Origin of the sequence: Chitiniphilus shinanonensis DSM 23277 (genome assembly GCF_000374805.1) — a bacterium.
Classification (GTDB): Bacteria; Pseudomonadota; Gammaproteobacteria; order Burkholderiales; family Chitinibacteraceae; genus Chitiniphilus; species Chitiniphilus shinanonensis.
Map to the genome: position 1 here is coordinate 30,777 of NZ_KB895344.1, position 16,362 is coordinate 47,138.

The window sequence follows — 16,362 nt, forward strand, 5'->3', positions numbered from 1 at the left end:
TCAGCGACCCTCCACCAGTGCGTCCACCACCCGCTCCATGCGCATGAAGCGCGATCCCTTGACCAGCACCGTGGTCCCCGGGGTGACCGCGTCGCGCAGCGCCGCCGTCAGCTCGTCCAGCTGTTCGAAGTGCCGGCCTTCGCCGAAGGCGGCGCTGGCGTGGCGCATCTCGTTGCCCAGCGTGTACAGCGCGCCGACGCCGTGCTGGCGCGCATAGGCGCCGACCTCGGCGTGCAGCGCGGCGGCGTTCTCGCCGACCTCGCCGATGTCGCCCAGCACCAGCAGCGTCGGCGCGGGGGCGGTGACCAGCACGTCGATGGCGGCCTTCATCGAATCGGGGTTGGCGTTGTAGGTGTCGTCGATCACCCGCGCGCCGTTGGCGGCGGCCTTGTTTTCCAGCCGCCCTTTCACGCCGTGGTACGCGGACAGCGCGGCGGCGATGTCGGCGATCTCCAGGCCCAGCGCGTAGCCGACCGCGGCGGCGGCCAGCGCGTTGCGCACGTTGTGCAGGCCGGGCACCGGCAGCGTCACCGGCGCGTCGTCCAGCGGGGCGTCGAGGATGAAACGGCTGCCGGCGGCGTCCTGTTGCACTTCGCGCGCGGCAATCTCGGCGGCGATGGTGCCGAAGGTGATCTGCTTGTGGCCGTTGGCCAGCGTGCTCCACAGCGCCGCGTGCGCATCGTCGGCGTTGATGATGGCGACGCCATCGTCGGGCAGGCCGCCGAAGATCTCGCCCTTGGCGCGCGCCACGCCTTCCACCGAGCCGAGCGCTTCCAGGTGGGCGGCGCCGGCGTTGTTCACCAGTGCGACGTCGGGCCGGGCCAGCCGGGTGAGGTAGTCGATCTCGCCGAAATGGTTCATGCCCATCTCGATCACGGCGTAGCGGTGCTGCGGGCGCAGCGCCAGCAGCGTCAGCGGTACGCCGATGTGGTTGTTCAGGTTGCCGCGCGTGGCGAGCACCGCGTCGGCGCCGGCGTGGGCCGCCAGCACGGTGGCGGTCATCTCCTTGACCGTGGTCTTGCCGTTGCTGCCGGTGATGCCCACCACTACCGGGTCGAGCTTGTCGCGCCAGTAGCTGCCCAGTCGGCCGAGCGCGGCCAGGGTGTCGCCGACCACGATGCGCGGGCCGGCGTCGCCGGCGGCGTTCTGCACCAGTGCCGCGACGGCGCCTTGCGCCAGCGCGCCGGCGACGAAGTCGTGGCCGTCGAAACGGTCGCCCTTGAGCGCGACGAACAGGTCGCCCGGCCGCACGTCGCGGCTGTCGGTGGTCACCCGTTCGAACACGGTGTCGGCGTGGTCGCCGATCAGTTGTCCTTCCAGCGCCAGCGCGGTCTCGCGTAGCGTCAACATCATTTGTCCTTCCTTTCCAGCGCGGCGAGCGCTTGTTCCACGTCGTCGAAGTGATGACGCACTCCGGCGATCTCCTGATAGGTTTCGTGCCCCTTGCCGGCGATCAGCACCACGTCGCCGGGCTGGGCGAGGTCGATGGTGGCGGCGATGGCCTGGCCCCGGTCGGATTCGACCGAATAGTCGGCGTGGCCCGAGCCATCGACGCCGGCGACGCCTTCGACGATGTCGTCGATGATGGCCTGCGGGCTTTCGTTGCGCGGGTTGTCGCTGGTGATGACCACGGTGTCGGCGCGGTGACAGGCGATGTCGCCCATGATCGGGCGCTTGCCGCGGTCGCGGTCGCCGCCGCAGCCGAAGATGCAGTACAGCCGGCCGCTGCCGTTCATGGCGTCGCGCAGCGTGCCCAGCGCCTTGTCGAGCGCGTCGGGGGTGTGGGCGTAATCGACCACCACCAGCGGCTGCCTGCCGCCGCCCAGCCGTTGCATCCGCCCCGGCGCGGCGTGGATCTTCTCCAGCACGCGCACCGCGTCGATCAGCGGCACCTTGGCTGCCAGCAGCGCCGCCAGGCAGGCCAGCAGGTTGTAGGCGTTGAAGCGCCCCAGCAGCCCCGAGCGCAGCGTGGCGTTGCCGGCGGGGGTGGTGACGTCCATTTCCAGGCCGTCCAGCGAGGTGGTCAGGCGGGTGGCGCGCACGTCGCCGGCGTCGATGCCGTAGCCCAGTACGCGCTGGGCGGTGGTTTCCCTGAGCAGTTGCGCGCCGAACGGATCGTCGGCGTTGATGACGGCGGCCTTGAGCCCTTCCCAGTGGAACAGCCGCGCCTTCTCGGCGCCGTAGGCTTCCAGCGTGCCGTGGTAATCCAGGTGGTCGCGGGTCAGGTTGGTGAAGATGGCGATGTCGAACAACACGCCGTGCACCCGCGCCTGCGACAGGCCGTGCGACGACACTTCCATCGCCACCGCGTTGACGCCGGTGTCGCGGAAGCCGGCCAGCCAGCCTTGCAGCGCCACCGGTTCCAGCGTGGTGTGGCTGGACGGCAGCAACGACGGATAGACGCCGTTGCCGGTGGTGCCGAGCACGCCGACCTTGCGTCCCAGCGCACCGAGCGCCTGCGCCAGCCAGTTGGCGATCGAGGTCTTGCCGTTGGTGCCGGTGATGCCGAACACCAGCAGGTCGGTGGACGGGTCGCCCAGCAGCCGCGCGGCGACGAGGCCCGCCTGGGCGCGCAGTTGCGGCACCGCCAGGTTGGGCACGGTCCAGGCCGGGTTCCAGGCGAAGTCCTCGGCCTCCCACAGCACGGCGCCGGCGCCGTTGGCCAGGGCGTCGGCGATGTAGGCGCGGCCGTCGGCGTATTCGCCCTGATAGGCGAGGAACAGGTCGCCGGGCTTGACCTTGCGGCTGTCGGAGACGACATGGCGGCCGGCGGCCAGCGCGTCGATGGCGTCGAAATCCAGCACGGGCAGGGGCCAGTTCAAGGGCTTCATGTTTCCTCCGGCACTTCCGGCTCGTCCTGGCCGGGCAGCAGGATGTTGTCGGTGGGCGCATCCGGCGGCACGCCGAGCATGCGCAGGCTGCCCGCCATCACGTTGGAGAACGCCGGGCCGGCGACGGTGCCGCCGTAGTAGGAATCGCCGTGGGGCTCGTCGATCATCACCGCCACGATCAGGCGCGGGTCGGATACCGGGGCGAAGCCGACGAAGGAGCCGACGTAGCGCTTCTCGGTGTAGCCGCCGACGCCCACCTTCTTGGCGGTGCCGGTCTTGCCGGCGACGCGGTAGCCGACCACCTGGGCGCGGGTGCCGGTGCCGCCGGGCTGGGTGGCCTTTTCCATCATCAGGCGCACTTCGCGCACCACTTCGGGGCTGAACACGCGCTTGCCGGGCAGCGGGGCGACCTGCTTGGTGAAGGTGACGGGGCGGATTTCGCCGTCGGTGGCGAACACCTGGTAGGCGCGCGCCATCTGCATCAGGCTGACCGAGATGCCGTAGCCGTAGGCCATGGTGGCCTGCTCGACCGGGCGCCAGGTCTTCCACGCGCGCAGCTTGCCCGACGCCTCGCCGGGGAAGCCGGTGCGCGGCGGCTGGCCGAAGCCGATGGCGTCGTAGTGCTGCCACAGGAATTCGCGGTCCTGCGCCAGCGCGATGCGCGCGGTGCCGACGTTGGACGACTTGACCAGCACCCGCTCGACCGTCAGCGCGCCGTAGTTGTGGGTGTCCTTGATGGTGTAGCCGGCCATGCCCATGGCGCCGCCGGTGGTGTCGATCACGGTGCTGGGGGTGACCTTGCCGGATTCCAGCGCGGTGGCGATGGTGATCGGCTTCATGGTCGAGCCGGGTTCGTACAGGTCGGTGACGGCGCGGTTGCGGCGGCGCGCCGGGTCGATGCGGGCGCGGCTGTTGGGGTTGTACGACGGCGTGTTGGCCAGCGCCAGCACCTCGCCGGTGCGGGCGTCGAGCACCACGATGCCGCCGCCGAGCGCCTTGTTGGCCTCCACCGCCGCCTTCAGCTCGCGGTACGCCAGGTACTGGATGCGGCGGTCGATCGACAGCGTCAGCGTCTCGCCGTCCTTGGGCGGGATGATGGTGGAGATGTCTTCGACGATGAAGCCGCGACGGTCGCGGATCACGGTACGGCTGCCGGACTTGCCGGCCAGCATGTCCTGGCGGGTGAGTTCGAAGCCTTCCTGGCCTTTGCCGTCGATGTTGGTGAAGCCGAGGATGTGCGCGGTGACCTCGCCGGCCGGGTAGTAGCGGCGATATTCGGTCTGGGCGTAGACGCCGGGCAGGTTCAGTTCCAGCACCTTCTTGGCGTCCTGCGGCGCCATGTGGCGCTTGAGCCAGACGAAGTCGGGCTTGTCGCCGCTCTTGCGGCTGGTGCTGAGGCGGCTCTCGACCACCTTCACCGGCATGTCGACGGCCTTGGCCAACTGCGCCAGTTCTTCGCGCGACATCGGCACCGGCTCTTTCTCGGAGCTGGGTTCCCAGCCGGCGGGGCGCTTCTGGCCCGGCGGCAGCAGCTTGACCGAGCGCGGGCTGACCCACACCGATTGCACCGGGGTGGAGATCGCCAGCGGCTCGCCGTTGCGGTCGGTGATCATGCCGCGGTTGGCTTCCAGCTTGAGCGTGCGCGCGTAGCGGGCCTCGCCCTGCTGTTGCAGGAAGCCTTCGTCCATGATCTGCAGGAAGAAGCCGCGCGCGATCAGCACGCCGAACAGGATCATCAGGCCGGCGAGGATGAACCAGACGCGCCAGCGTTCCAGCTTGAGCTGCTGCACGAAGCGCTGGCGGGTGCGCGGCTGGGTGGGGGCGTTCATCAATCGACGTCCCCCACCTTGGGCCGGGCCACCGCGGTGCCGCGCGGCAGGATCACCTGGGTGCGGTTGCTGCCCGGCAACTGCATGCCGAGCTTGCGGGTGGCCTCGTTCTCGATGCGCGAATGCATCGCCCAGGTGCTCTGCTCCAGCTGGAGCTGGCCCCATTCGACGTCCAGCTTCTTGGTGTGCTGGGCTTCCTTCTGCAATTCGGAGTACAGCTTGCGCGACTTGTGCTGGCTGGTGACCACGGACATGGCGCACACCATCAGCAGGCCCAGCAAAAAGAGATTGAGGCGGATCATCGCGCCGCCTCCGTTTTCTCCGCCACCCTGAGTATCGCGCTGCGTGCGCGGGGGTTTTCCGCCACTTCGGCGTCCCCCGCCCGGATCGGCTTGCCGATCAGCCGCAACGGCGGCGGCGGCAGGTCGGCCGCCCTCACCGGTAGCCGGCTGGGCAGGTGGTTCTTGGCGGCATCCTGCATGAAGCGCTTGACGATGCGGTCTTCCAGCGAGTGGAAGGCGATCACCGCCAGCCGCCCGCCCGGCGCGAGCAGATCCAGCGCCTGCGGCAGGATCAGCGAGAGTTCTTCAAGCTCGCGATTGATGAAAATCCGTAGAGCCTGGAAGGTACGCGTCGCCGGGTCCTGGCCCGGCTCACGGGTGCGCACGACGCCTGCCACGAGCGTGGCAAGTTCGCGAGTCGTTCCGATTGGGGCATCCCCGCGACGCGCAACAATCGCTGCTGCAATCTGTTTAGCAAACCGCTCTTCGCCATAGTCACGTATCACCTCGGCAATATCTTGTTGGTCGGCACCGGCCAGCCACTCGGCGACGGTGCTGCCGCGAGTGGTGTCCATGCGCATGTCGAGCGGCGCGTCGAAGCGGAAGCTGAAGCCGCGACTGCCGTCGTCCAGTTGGGGCGAAGACACGCCCAGGTCCAGCAACAACCCGTCGATGCGGGTCACCTCGCGCGCGGCCAGCGCCTCGCCCAGTGCGGCGAAGCCGTCGTGCACGATCGAAAAACGGGGGTCTGCGATGCGTTCGGCCTCGGCGATGGCGGCCGGATCCTTGTCGAAGGCGATCAGGCGGCCGGCGGGGCCGAGCCGGGAAAGGATCAGGCGGCTGTGGCCGCCGCGGCCGAAGGTGCCGTCGACATAACAGCCGTCGGGACGGATCGCCAGCGCCTCGACGGCTTCGTGCAACAGCACGGTCCTGTGGACGAAGCTCACAGCGAGATGCCCTGCATCTGGCTTGCCAGCTCGGCAGGGTCGATGGCCATGACGGCTTCGTTCTGCGCGGTCCACTTGCCTTCGTCCCACAGCTCGAACTTGTTGCCCATGCCCACCAGGGCGACGCCCTTGTCGAGCTGGGCGATCTGGCGCAGGCGCGGCGAGATCAGCACGCGGCCGGCGCTATCGAGCTCGACTTCCTCGGCGTGGCCGACGATGAAACGGCGAATGGGCATCTGTGCGCCGGTCAGGGTGTTCAGTTGGTCGCGCACGGGCAGCCAGTCGGGTTCGGGGTAGATCAGCAGGCAGCCGGAAGGCTCGACGGTGATCACCAGGCGGCCGCTGCAACGCGCGGACAGCAGTTCGCGATGCTTGGCCGGAATGGCCAGACGCCCTTTGCTGTCGAGGTTGAGTGATGCGACGCCGCTGAACATGATCCCCATTCCTGGTCGTGGTGGGGTGATTCCACACTTTCACCCACTTTTTCCCACTGCGCCCCACTATAGAGTAAAAAAAAAGCGCTCACAAGGGGCGCCGATCGATAATTCCGTTTTGATACAATCACTTAGAGCGTTTTGCTTACGCTACATCAGTTGCTGATAAAACAGCGAAAAATGAAGCAACAAACGCGCAATCTTAAAGTGCTACTTTAACTGGCTCGCCGCTCCGCTCCCCTCGATGAAATCGCTGCGCCTGTTGTTCTACCTGTTCGTGGCCTGGTCGCTGCTGGCCTTCGTCATCGGGCATTTCCGGCCGCAATGGCGCCGCGAACTGGACCGGGCGATGCGCATCGCGGCCTCGGTGCTGCTGCTGGGCGGCATCGCCGCGCTGGGCTGGCACTTCCTGGGCTGAGTACCGCGCGAGCCGTCGCCGGCGAATTCGCCATCGGTGGCATGCTCGGATGATGTAGTAGTAAGAGCATCGACGCGCGAACCTCCACAGGAGCCGGCCATGTCCCAGATCCCCGCTTCCCAACCCCAACCCAGCGAGATCACGCCCGAGGCGTGCTATCTGGAGCGCCGTCGTCTGATGAGCGCCGCCGCCGGCCTGGGCCTGTCCGCCCTGCTGCCCGGCTGGGCCGCCGCCGCCGCCTCGACGGCGCTGGCGACACATCCCAGCCGCTACAGCACCACCGAGGACAAGAACCGCTTCGAGCAGATCACCCAGTACAACAACTTCTACGAATTCGGCACCGACAAGGAAGACCCGGCGCAGAACGCCGGCTCGTTGAAGGTGCGGCCGTGGACGGTGCGGGTGGAAGGCGAGTGCGAGGCGCCGCGTACTTTCGATATCGACGCGCTGATGAAGCTGGCGCCGCTGGAGGAACGCATCTACCGGCTGCGCTGCGTCGAAGGCTGGTCGATGGTGATCCCCTGGGTGGGCTTCGAGCTGAATGCGCTGCTCAAGCAGGTGCGGCCGACATCGCGCGCCCGCTTCGTCGAATTCACCTCGCTGGCCGATCCGCGCCAGATGCCCGGCGTGCGCAGCCGGGTGCTTGACTGGCCGTATACCGAGGGGTTGCGCATCGACGAGGCGATGCATCCGCTGACCATTCTGGCGGTGGGGCTGTACGGCAAGGTGCTGCCGAATCAGAACGGGGCGCCGATCCGCCTAGTGGTGCCATGGAAGTACGGTTTCAAGAGCGCCAAATCCATCGTGCGCATCCGTCTGACCGACACTCAGCCGGCCACGGCGTGGAACAAGGCGGCGCCGCAGGAGTACGGCTTCTATTCCAACGTGAACCCGGAAGTGGACCATCCGCGCTGGAGCCAGGCCAACGAGCGGCGCATCGGCGAACTGCTGCGCCGCAAGACCCTGATGTTCAACGGCTACGGCAACGAAGTGGCGCGGTTGTACCAGGGGATGGACCTGCGCAAGTTCTATTAGCCGCGTCGCGTTAGGGCGCCACGCGGTTTGCGCAATAAGGTGCGATGCCAGTGTTGCGCCTGCGCCGCGTTGGTGCGTGCCCCTTCAATCCGTTCATCGACGATGTGCGGTCGAAATCTGTTGCGGGGCACTCCATGACAAGAAATTTCACATTTCCTTACAGCGTCCGCCGGCTCCCGTTTGTCTGTCATTTCGCCGCATTGAGGCGCGTCGCGCCCCGCAAGGTAGGGCGGCAGTCGATGACCGACCAGTGGCAGCCCTTGCCGTCAGCATGCTTTCATCACAGGGGGGTTTGAGGTAAAACACCCCACGAAGGCCAAGAAAAACCGGGGGGATCGAGATCATGCTGGATGTGGTGTTCCGCAAGACAGAAATGGGCAGCGAGGAAATGCGCACCCGCGCGCATGCGTTGTCTCCCAAGCTGCGTCAGTTGCTGATCATGATCGACGGCAAGACCCCGGCCGGTCAGCTGGCGTTGCAGCTGCCGGAAAAGGAAATGGTCCACCGCCTGATGGAGCTGGAATGGGATGGCTTCATCGAGCGCGTGGGCGGTGTCGGTGCCGGCGGGCCGGTGGCCACGCCCAAGGCGGCACCCGCGCCGGCCGCGGCGGTGTCGCTGGAAGGCACCGTCATCAGCGCCGGCCAGATGGCGCGGATACGCACCGTGCTGGAGATGAGCAACCACAACCAGCTGGCGGGCGCGCTGGACCACCTGCTGCACCAGTTGCACGGCTCGATGGACAAGGCAGTGCTGGAGGCCGCCATCGGCCAATGGTTGCAGATGATGCGCGAGCGCGGCCACGATGCCGCCGCGCAGACCTACCTGGCGCAGATCCGCGCCGCGCTCAAGGGTTGAGGTTCGCCGCGCCATCGAGGCGCGTGGCGAACAATGCCGCTTCCAACGCCGCCCAATCGGGCGGCGTTGCGCTTTGCACGATCACTTCGAAGCGGCTGTCGCGCCGGTAGGCCGAGATGGCGGCCGCCGGCATGCCGTCCACCCAGTCGAAGCGATACCAGTCCCGTTCGGTGTGGAAGACGCCCTTGGCGCGCGTCAGCCCGGCAAGGCCGAAATGCTCCGGTTGATTGAATGCTTCGAACAGCTCGGCCAGCTGGTACGACACGAACATGGTCTCCGGGTCGAACACCCAGCCGCAGCTGTGCGAATCCAGGCTGGACTGGGTCTTGCGCCATGGATAGGCCGGAGCCGGTTCCGGCTCGGCTGTCGATGCGCGCCGCGGTGGCGTCAGCCCGTGCCCCGCCGGGCGTTGCACCGTGTCGCCCCAGCGTCGCGCATCCAGCGCCAGATCGAGCAGGGCGGGATCGAACGCGCCATTGACGGCCTCGACGATGGCGAGCTTTTCCGGGAACAGTGCCTCGCCCATGCGCCGGGCGCGTGCCAGTTGCTCGGCGTCGGCCAGGTCGGTCTTGTTCAGCACCAGCACGTCCGCCAGTTCAAGCTGGTCGCGCCAGGTCTGGTGCGTGGTGTAGCGGGTATCGTCCAGGTGGCGCGGATCGACCAGCGTCACCACCGCGCGCAGCGAAAACGCCTTGGCCAGCATCGGATCGCGCAGCAGATCGACGATGCCGGCCGGATGGCCCAGGCCCGACGGTTCGATCAGGATGCGATCCGGCCGCCGCGCGTGCACCAGGCGGGTGAGGGCGGTGCGCAGCATCGGGCTGGTGGTGCAGCAGATGCAGCCGCCGGGCACCTCCGCCACGTTGAGGTTGCTGCCGGCCGCCGACAGCGTGGCGCCGTCGATGCCGATCTCGCCGAATTCGTTGACCACCACCGCCCAATACTGGTCGGCGGGTTTGTCGGCCAGCAGGCGGGTCAGCGCCGAGGTCTTGCCCACGCCGAGAAAGCCGGTGACGAGGTTGACGGGAATCTTGGGTAAATCGGTCATTTCAGCCACTCGATGATGGGTTGCCATTGCGCGAAATCGCGTTCGAAACGCGGTCGCGGCAGGTCGAACAGGGTCAGGCCGCGCGGTTGCAACTGCACGTAGAGCTGGGTGTCGCGCAGGCTGGTCAGCAGCGGCAGTCGGTAGTCGGCCACGAAATCCTGGAAGCGGCGGAAGGTCTGGGTGCGCGGGTTGACCCGCATGCCGATCACGGCGATCTCGACCCGACCCTTGCGCACCGCCTTTTCTTCGGCCAGCCGCTGGAAGAAGTCGGCCAGCGCCCACAGGTCGAAACTGGCCGGCTGCACCGGCACCAGTACGCGCTCGACCACTTTCAGCGCGGTGTCGAGCTTCTTGCCGTGCAGCCCGGCGGGGCTGTCGAGCACCGCCACGGTGGTGCCTGGTGGCGGCTGCGCCGGCAATCCTTCGGCAAGCTCCCACCCGTGGATGCGCGGAAAGTTGTCCGGGCGTAGCGACAGCCAGTGGCGCGCGGTGTGCTGGCGGTCGAGATCGCCCAGCATCACCTGCTCGCCCTCCCAGGCGAAATGGGCGGCCACGTGGGTGGCCAGCGTCGATTTGCCGCTGCCGCCCTTGGGATTGGCGACCAGGATCGCCTTCATGACGTGGGCGCGGCCTTGTGCGGGCGGCGACGCGTCTCGTCGGTATGCAGCTTCTGCATCGCGCCGCCCAGGTCGCCGGACAGCAGTTGCGGCACGATCTGGTGCGCGCGATCGAGGGTTTCGTCGATCAGGGTCTGTTCTTCCTGGCGCGGCGGCTTGAGCACGTACGCCGCCACCTGGGCGCGGTCGCCGGGGTGGCCGATGCCGACGCGCAGACGCCAGAAGTTGGGCGTCGACAGGTGGGCCTGGATGTCCTTCAGGCCATTGTGCCCACCGTTGCCGCCGCCTTGTTTCAGCTTGATCTGGCCCGGCGGGATGTCGAGTTCGTCGTGTACCACCAGGATTTCGTGCGGCAGCACGCGGTAGAACTGCGCCAGCGACACCACCGACAGGCCGCTGCGGTTCATGAAGGTCATCGGTTGCAGCAGCCACACGTCGTGGCTGCCCAGGCGGGCACGGCCGACCAGCCCGTGGAACTTGTTCTCGTGGCGCAGCGAGGCCCCGCCGTCGCGCGCGAGTTGATCCACCCACCAGAAGCCTGCGTTGTGCCGCGTGGCGGCATATTCGGCCCCGGGATTGCCCAGGCCGACGATCAACTTGATGGGAGAGGCGGAAGCGGTCATCGAAGGGGTCGTTGCAGTTTTGGTCGGGGCATTTTACCCGTGATGAAGAAATCGATGGACATCGGCTGAATTTCCCGGTAGCGTGCCCCTCGCAGTCGTATCAATGCATGTATTCGAGCAGTTCTCCGCCCACCGACTGGCGTCCCAGCTGCTTCCCGGCTACGTTTCTTGATCGTTTGCAGGACCAGGGCAAATGCTTGCCCGCTTTATTGTTTATTTTTTCAAAGAAGGAACGTAGCAATGGCTACCGGTACCGTTAAGTGGTTCAACGACTCCAAGGGCTTCGGCTTCATCACCCCGGATGACGGCAGCGCCGACCTGTTCGCGCATTTCTCCGAAATCCAAGGCAACGGCTTCAAGAGCCTGGCCGAGAACCAACGCGTCGAGTTCGACGTGAAGCAAGGCCCGAAGGGCCTGCAAGCCGCCGCGATCCGCAAGGTCTGATTCGCAGCGCTTCAAGCTTCAAGAAAAACCGCGGCAATGCCGCGGTTTTTTATTGCCCGTCTTCGGCGGTCTCGTGCTGCGGGCGGCGGGCGTATTCGGGAAACAACACGTCGGTGTAGCCCAGCTTGTGCAGGTCGTCGATGCGCAACGGGTAAAGCACCCCGTTCAGGTGATCGCACTCGTGCTGGACCACCCGGGCATGGAAGCCGTCCACGCTGCGATCGATCAGGCGCCCCTCGAGGTCGAAGCCGGTGTAGCGCAATGCCTTGTGCCGTTGCACGCGCCCGCGCAGGCCGGGCACCGACAGGCAGCCTTCCCAGTCTTCCTCCATCTCGGCCGACAGCGGCGTCAGCGTTGGATTGATCAGCACGGTTTCCGGCACCGGTGGCGCTTCCGGATAGCGCGCGTTCTGCTGGAAGCCGAAGATCACCACCTGCAGGTTGACCCCGATCTGCGGCGCGGCGATGCCCACGCCCTGCTGCGCGCGCATGGTGTCGAACAGGTCGCTCACCAGTTCGTAGAGTTCGGCCGTGGCGAAGGCCTTCACCGGCTCGGCCACGCGATACAGGCGCGGATCGCCCATCTTCAGCACTTCCTTGACTGCCATGCTTGATCCCTCTGGAGACGCGATGCCGCGCTCTGGCTACAATCACCCGATCTCATCGGGAACCGTACCATGGCGCAACGCATCATTTTCGTTGAAGACGACAGCGAACTCGCCGAACTGATCGGCGGATTCCTCCGAAGTTTCGAATTCGAAGTGGAGCATCTGGCGGACGGCGGCAACCTGCTGAGCCGGGTACGCGCCCAACCGCCGGAAATGGTACTGCTCGACATCATGCTGCCCGGCAAGGACGGCCTGACGTTGTGCCGCGAATTGCGCGAGTTCTACAACGGTCCGGTGGTGATGCTCACCTCGCTCAACAGCGACATGAACCAGATTCTCAGTTTCGAGATCGGCGCTACCGACTACGTTGTCAAGACCACGCCGCCAGCCGTGCTGCTGGCGCGTATCCGGGCCCACCTGCGCCAAGGCGGCGGACAGGGTGGTCAGACCGAGCACGGCGCCGCGGCGCCGGGCGATCGCTCCTCGCTCAACTTCGGCAAATTGCAGATCGACGCGCGCAACCGCACCGCCACCTACGACAAGGAACCGCTGCACCTGTCCACCGGCGACTTCGACCTGCTGTGGGAACTGGCCCGCCACGCCGGCGAGATCCTGTCGCGCGACCACCTGCTCAAGACATTGCGCGGCATCGAATACGACGGCATGGACCGCAGCATCGACGTGGCGATCTCGCGCCTGCGCAAGAAGCTGAACGACGACCCGAACGAGCCGCGCAAGATCAAGACCATCCGCCACAAGGGCTACCTGTTCGCGGCGGACATCTGGTGGCAGGAATAGGCCGCGCGGTGGCCGGGTGACCCATGCGTAAACTGTTCCTGCGGTTCTACCTGACCGTCGTCATCTGTTTCCTGGCGTCGGCGCTGCTGATCGGCGCGGTATACAAGCAGATGCTGGAGCGGATCAACCGCCAGTATCTGAACGACGTATTCCAGAGCACCATCATCATCGTCGAGAACGAGCTGGGCGCGTTGCCGCAGTCGCTGTGGCACGACGAGATCGCCCGCCTGCGCAACAAGCTGCCGGTGCCGGTGAACATCGAGGAGGTCGAGGCCTACAAGCTCAGCGCGTCGTTGTTGCAGGGCTTGATGAACGGCGAAACGCTGTACCTGCCACGGCGCAATATCTACATCCACCGTATTCCCGATACCCAACTGGTGATCGAACTCGGGCCGGTGGCCTACCTGGCGCGGCTGGACAGCGTGTCGTGGCCCGATGCCATCGGCCTGCTGCTGATGTGCGCCGCGCTGGGCGTTCCCACCTGGCTGTGGTTGCGGCCGTTCTGGCGCGACCTGCTGGCGCTGATCCGCCAGAGTCGCAAGTTGGGCACCGGCGACTTCAGCGCGCGGACCACGCTGGAGGAGTCGTCGCCGCTGGAGCCGTTGTCCGGCACCATCAACCGCATGGCGCAGGATATCGAGGAGTTGTCCGCCGGGCGCCAGGCGATGATCGACTCGATCTCGCACGATGTGCGTACGCCGTTGGCGCGTCTGCGCTACCGGCTGGAGGCCGTGAAGGCCGGCGCGCCGGTGGACAGCTTCATCGGCGGCGCCGAGCGCGATCTGGAGCAGATGGATCAGCTGGTCGAGGAATGGCTGACGCTGCGTACGCTGGAACGCCCGGAAATGAAGCCCGATCCGCAGCCGTTCGAGGCGTTGCCCTGGCTGACGCGGCAACTGGACGAACTGGCGGTGAACGCGACGGCGGTGGAGTTCGTCAATGCCAGCGGCAGCGACGAGCCGTGGCTGTGGGCCGACCGCTATTACCTGGGGCGCGCGCTGGGCAACCTGGTGAACAACGCGCGTCGCTACGGCGGCGGCCGGGTGCGGGTGACGCTGACCTGGCACGATGGCACCGCGGCGCTGGAGGTCGAGGACGACGGCCCCGGTATTCCCGCCGACGCGCGCGAACGCCTGCTCAAGCCGTTCGAGCGCCTGGAGGGCAGCCGCAATCGCAGCACTGGCGGGCATGGCCTGGGGCTGGCGATCACCGACATGATCATGCAGGGGCATGGCGGCACGCTGCGCATCGGCGACAGCGAGCTGGGCGGCGCTCGCATGACGCTGAGCTGGCCCAGTGCGCTGACGGCCGAGGATTAGCCGGCGATCGGGGCGCTCCTGGATTCAGCTGCCCGCGATACCGGTGGCGCGGCTCGTCGCAAAAAGCGATACAGCCTAAAGCCGGCGTTAGTCGTTACAATGCCTTGATTCCGTTTCACATCCCCAGCCATGCCCATGGACATCAAGCTCTACATGCAGGACGTCGGTCGCCGCGCCCGCGCCGCCAGCCGCGCAATGGCCAAGGCCGACACCGCCGCCAAGAACAAGGCGCTCGTCGCCATTGCCGACGCCGTCGAGCGCGAAGCCGAAGCGCTCAAGGCCGCCAACGCACGCGACATGGAACAGGCCCGTACCGATGGCCTGGAAGCAGCCCTGCTCGATCGGCTGCAACTCACCGACAAGACCATCGCCACCATGGCCGAGGGCCTGCGCCAGATCGCCGCACTGCCGGATCCGATCGGCAACATGGGCGATTTCAAATACCGCCCCACCGGCATCCAGGTCGGCAAGATGCGCGTGCCGCTGGGCGTGATCGGCATCATCTACGAAGCGCGTCCCAACGTGACCGCCGACGCCGCCGGGCTGTGCATCAAGTCCGGCAATGCCACCATCCTGCGTGGCGGGCGCGAGGCATTTCATTGCAACCAGGCCATCGCGGCGCTGGTGAAGGAAGGCCTGGCCGTGGCCGGTCTGCCGGAGAGCGCGGTACAGATCATCGAAACCCCCGACCGCGCCGCGGTGGGCGAGCTGATCACCATGACCGAGTTCGTCGACGTGATCGTGCCGCGCGGCGGCAAGGGCCTGATCGCGCGCATCGCCGCCGACGCGCGGGTGCCGGTGATCAAGCACCTGGACGGCATCTGCCACGTCTACATCGACGACGAGGCCGACCCGGAAAAGGCGATCCGCATCGCCGACAACGCCAAGACCCAGCGCTACGCGCCGTGCAACACCATGGAAACGCTGCTGGTGCACGAGAACGTGGCCGATGTGGTACTGCCGCCGCTGGCTGCCATCTACCGCGAAAAGGGCGTGGAACTGCGCGGTTGCGCCGCCACCCGCGACATCCTGCCCGACGCGATTCCGGCAACCGAGGAGGATTGGCGCACCGAATACCTGGCCCCCATTCTTTCGATCAAGGTGGTGGCCGATCTGGATGCGGCGATCGACCATATCAACACCTATGGCAGCCACCATACCGACGCCATCGTCACCGAGAACTACACCAAGGCGCGGCGCTTCCTGCGCGAGGTGGACAGCTCCAGCGTGATGGTCAACGCGTCCACGCGCTTTGCCGATGGTTTCGAATACGGCCTGGGGGCCGAGATCGGCATTTCCACCGACAAGATCCACGCCCGCGGCCCGGTGGGGCTGGAAGGGCTGACCAGCGAGAAATGGATCGTGCTGGGTGACGGCGAGATCCGCACCTGACCCCGCGATGAACCGACGGCCCGCTTCGGCGGGCCGTTTTGCTTTGGAGCAGTCATGACCGATTTGGCCGAATTGCGCGCCGCCATCGACGAGATCGACGGCCAATTGCTGGCGTTGCTGGCCGAGCGCTTCCGCGTCACGGCCGAGGTGGGGCGGCTGAAGAAGGCCGCCGCATTGCCCGGCCGGGATGCGCAGCGCGAAGCCGAGCAGATCCGGCGCCTGCACGACGAGGCTCGGCGATTGGGCCTGGGTGAAGAATGGGTGACCAGCCTTTGGCGCCTTATCCTGGACGAAGTGGTGCGGCGACACGCCCAGGCCTGATCCAGGCCCGCAACCAAGTGCCGGGCGGCGCCATCCCGGGCGCATGCCCTGCCATGGCTGAGGGTAAACTAACGGTTTTGCCGGCACCTGACGCCGGCGCCAGCCCGCATATCCGATCGCGGGCGCGACAGGAAACACGAATGAACGAACAGACTCAACAAATGCGTGACGTGGCCGTGGCCGCGTTGGAAGACATCAAGGCCAAGTACATCGAGATCCTGGATACCACCGACCTGACCGACCTGTTCGAGTGCATGGTGGTGGCGTCCGGCGAGAGCAACCGCCAGGTGCGCGCGCTGGCCAACAACGTGGCCGTCGAACTGAAGGCGAAGGGCTTCGAGGTGCTGTCCACCGAAGGCGAAGAGAGTGGCGAGTGGGTGCTGGTGGATGCCGGCGCGCTGGTGGTCCACGTGATGCTGCCGGCGGTGCGCGACTACTACGACCTGGAACAACTGTGGGGCGGCCAGAAGCCCAGCTTCAACCCGCTGGGACGGCCCTGGTCGGCAGTGTAGGCAAAACGCTGGCGCGTGATGGCTTAACGTTATAACCATCGCGTCTTTTT

At 66.7% G+C, this 16,362-nt stretch carries 19 protein-coding genes; 9 read left to right on the forward strand and 10 right to left on the reverse strand.

Annotated elements, in window-relative coordinates; genetic code table 11:
• Genes C556_RS0111305 through mraZ form a run of 6 tightly spaced genes read right to left on the reverse strand, consistent with a single transcriptional unit; the run spans position 1 to position 6,322 of the window.
• Positions 1 to 1,353, reverse strand: a complete 1,353-nt coding sequence (locus C556_RS0111305; protein WP_018748369.1) for a UDP-N-acetylmuramoyl-tripeptide--D-alanyl-D-alanine ligase — start codon at positions 1,351 to 1,353, stop codon at positions 1 to 3.
• Positions 1,350 to 2,831 carry a UDP-N-acetylmuramoyl-L-alanyl-D-glutamate--2,6-diaminopimelate ligase gene (locus C556_RS0111310; protein WP_018748370.1) on the reverse strand — a complete coding sequence of 494 codons (1,482 nt, stop codon included), beginning with the start codon at positions 2,829 to 2,831 and terminating at the stop codon, positions 1,350 to 1,352. Before C556_RS0111310 ends, C556_RS0111305 begins: the two co-directional genes overlap by 4 nt.
• Complete coding sequence (locus C556_RS0111315; protein WP_018748371.1) at positions 2,828 to 4,660, reverse strand: peptidoglycan D,D-transpeptidase FtsI family protein; 1,833 nt, start codon at positions 4,658 to 4,660, stop codon at positions 2,828 to 2,830. Before C556_RS0111315 ends, C556_RS0111310 begins: the two co-directional genes overlap by 4 nt.
• Entirely contained in the window at positions 4,660 to 4,962 is a 303-nt protein-coding gene (gene ftsL, locus C556_RS0111320; protein WP_018748372.1) for a cell division protein FtsL, read from the reverse strand. The genes C556_RS0111315 and ftsL overlap by 1 nt, the downstream gene beginning before the upstream one ends.
• Positions 4,959 to 5,888, reverse strand: a complete 930-nt coding sequence (gene rsmH, locus C556_RS0111325; RefSeq protein WP_018748373.1) for a 16S rRNA (cytosine(1402)-N(4))-methyltransferase RsmH — start codon at positions 5,886 to 5,888, stop codon at positions 4,959 to 4,961. The genes ftsL and rsmH overlap by 4 nt, the downstream gene beginning before the upstream one ends.
• Positions 5,885 to 6,322 (reverse strand): division/cell wall cluster transcriptional repressor MraZ, encoded by a 438-nt coding sequence (mraZ, locus tag C556_RS0111330; protein ID WP_018748374.1) that lies wholly within the window; start codon positions 6,320 to 6,322, stop codon positions 5,885 to 5,887. Before mraZ ends, rsmH begins: the two co-directional genes overlap by 4 nt.
• 244 nt (positions 6,323 to 6,566) lie before the next feature.
• Here mraZ and C556_RS22965 point away from each other — a divergent pair, with 244 nt between their 5' ends.
• From C556_RS22965 to C556_RS21695, 3 genes are all read left to right on the forward strand, one after another.
• The gene (locus C556_RS22965; protein WP_018748375.1) at positions 6,567 to 6,740 is read left to right on the forward strand and encodes a protein MIGRI; all 174 of its coding nucleotides are present in this window, start codon (positions 6,567 to 6,569) and stop codon (positions 6,738 to 6,740) included.
• A 99-nt stretch (positions 6,741 to 6,839) separates the two neighbouring features.
• The gene (gene msrP, locus C556_RS0111340) at positions 6,840 to 7,775 is read left to right on the forward strand and encodes a protein-methionine-sulfoxide reductase catalytic subunit MsrP (RefSeq protein ID WP_018748376.1); all 936 of its coding nucleotides are present in this window, start codon (positions 6,840 to 6,842) and stop codon (positions 7,773 to 7,775) included.
• 343 nt (positions 7,776 to 8,118) lie between these two features.
• Positions 8,119 to 8,631, forward strand: coding sequence for a hypothetical protein (locus C556_RS21695; RefSeq protein ID WP_018748377.1), 513 nt, complete (start codon positions 8,119 to 8,121; stop codon positions 8,629 to 8,631).
• On the opposite strand, the gene C556_RS20155 is transcribed toward C556_RS21695, so the two are convergent.
• The 3 genes from C556_RS20155 to pth are packed head-to-tail and all read right to left on the reverse strand — an operon-like array spanning position 8,621 to position 10,919.
• Positions 8,621 to 9,679: a CobW family GTP-binding protein gene (locus C556_RS20155; RefSeq protein WP_018748378.1), complete on the reverse strand. Its 1,059-nt coding sequence runs from the start codon at positions 9,677 to 9,679 to the stop codon at positions 8,621 to 8,623. The genes C556_RS21695 and C556_RS20155 overlap by 11 nt on opposite strands.
• Entirely contained in the window at positions 9,676 to 10,296 is a 621-nt protein-coding gene (locus C556_RS0111355) for a nucleotide-binding protein (RefSeq protein ID WP_018748379.1), read from the reverse strand. Before C556_RS0111355 ends, C556_RS20155 begins: the two co-directional genes overlap by 4 nt.
• Positions 10,293 to 10,919, reverse strand: coding sequence for an aminoacyl-tRNA hydrolase (gene pth, locus C556_RS0111360; protein WP_018748380.1), 627 nt, complete (start codon positions 10,917 to 10,919; stop codon positions 10,293 to 10,295). The genes C556_RS0111355 and pth overlap by 4 nt, the downstream gene beginning before the upstream one ends.
• A 240-nt stretch (positions 10,920 to 11,159) precedes the next feature.
• On the opposite strand from pth, the gene C556_RS0111365 reads away from it, so the two are divergent.
• Complete coding sequence (locus C556_RS0111365; RefSeq protein ID WP_018748381.1) at positions 11,160 to 11,363, forward strand: cold-shock protein; 204 nt, start codon at positions 11,160 to 11,162, stop codon at positions 11,361 to 11,363.
• A gap of 49 nt (positions 11,364 to 11,412) precedes the next feature.
• Here the strand turns inward: C556_RS0111365 and def are convergent, their stop codons facing one another.
• Complete coding sequence (gene def / locus C556_RS0111370; protein ID WP_018748382.1) at positions 11,413 to 11,970, reverse strand: peptide deformylase; 558 nt, start codon at positions 11,968 to 11,970, stop codon at positions 11,413 to 11,415.
• Between the two features lie 69 nt (positions 11,971 to 12,039).
• Between def and rstA the strand changes: the two genes are divergently transcribed.
• From rstA to rsfS, 5 genes are all read left to right on the forward strand, one after another.
• A complete protein-coding gene (gene rstA, locus C556_RS0111375; RefSeq protein ID WP_018748383.1) occupies positions 12,040 to 12,768 on the forward strand; it encodes a two-component system response regulator RstA in 729 nt (242 codons plus the stop codon).
• A gap of 23 nt (positions 12,769 to 12,791) precedes the next feature.
• Positions 12,792 to 14,087 (forward strand): ATP-binding protein, encoded by a 1,296-nt coding sequence (locus tag C556_RS20160; RefSeq protein WP_018748384.1) that lies wholly within the window; start codon positions 12,792 to 12,794, stop codon positions 14,085 to 14,087.
• 135 nt (positions 14,088 to 14,222) lie between these two features.
• A complete protein-coding gene (locus C556_RS0111385; protein ID WP_018748385.1) occupies positions 14,223 to 15,479 on the forward strand; it encodes a glutamate-5-semialdehyde dehydrogenase in 1,257 nt (418 codons plus the stop codon).
• A 54-nt stretch (positions 15,480 to 15,533) separates the two neighbouring features.
• Positions 15,534 to 15,800, forward strand: a complete 267-nt coding sequence (locus C556_RS0111390) for a chorismate mutase (protein WP_018748386.1) — start codon at positions 15,534 to 15,536, stop codon at positions 15,798 to 15,800.
• Positions 15,801 to 15,940: 140 nt separating this feature from the next.
• Positions 15,941 to 16,312, forward strand: coding sequence for a ribosome silencing factor (gene rsfS / locus C556_RS0111395; protein WP_018748387.1), 372 nt, complete (start codon positions 15,941 to 15,943; stop codon positions 16,310 to 16,312).
• Positions 16,313 to 16,362: the final 50 nt, after the last annotated feature.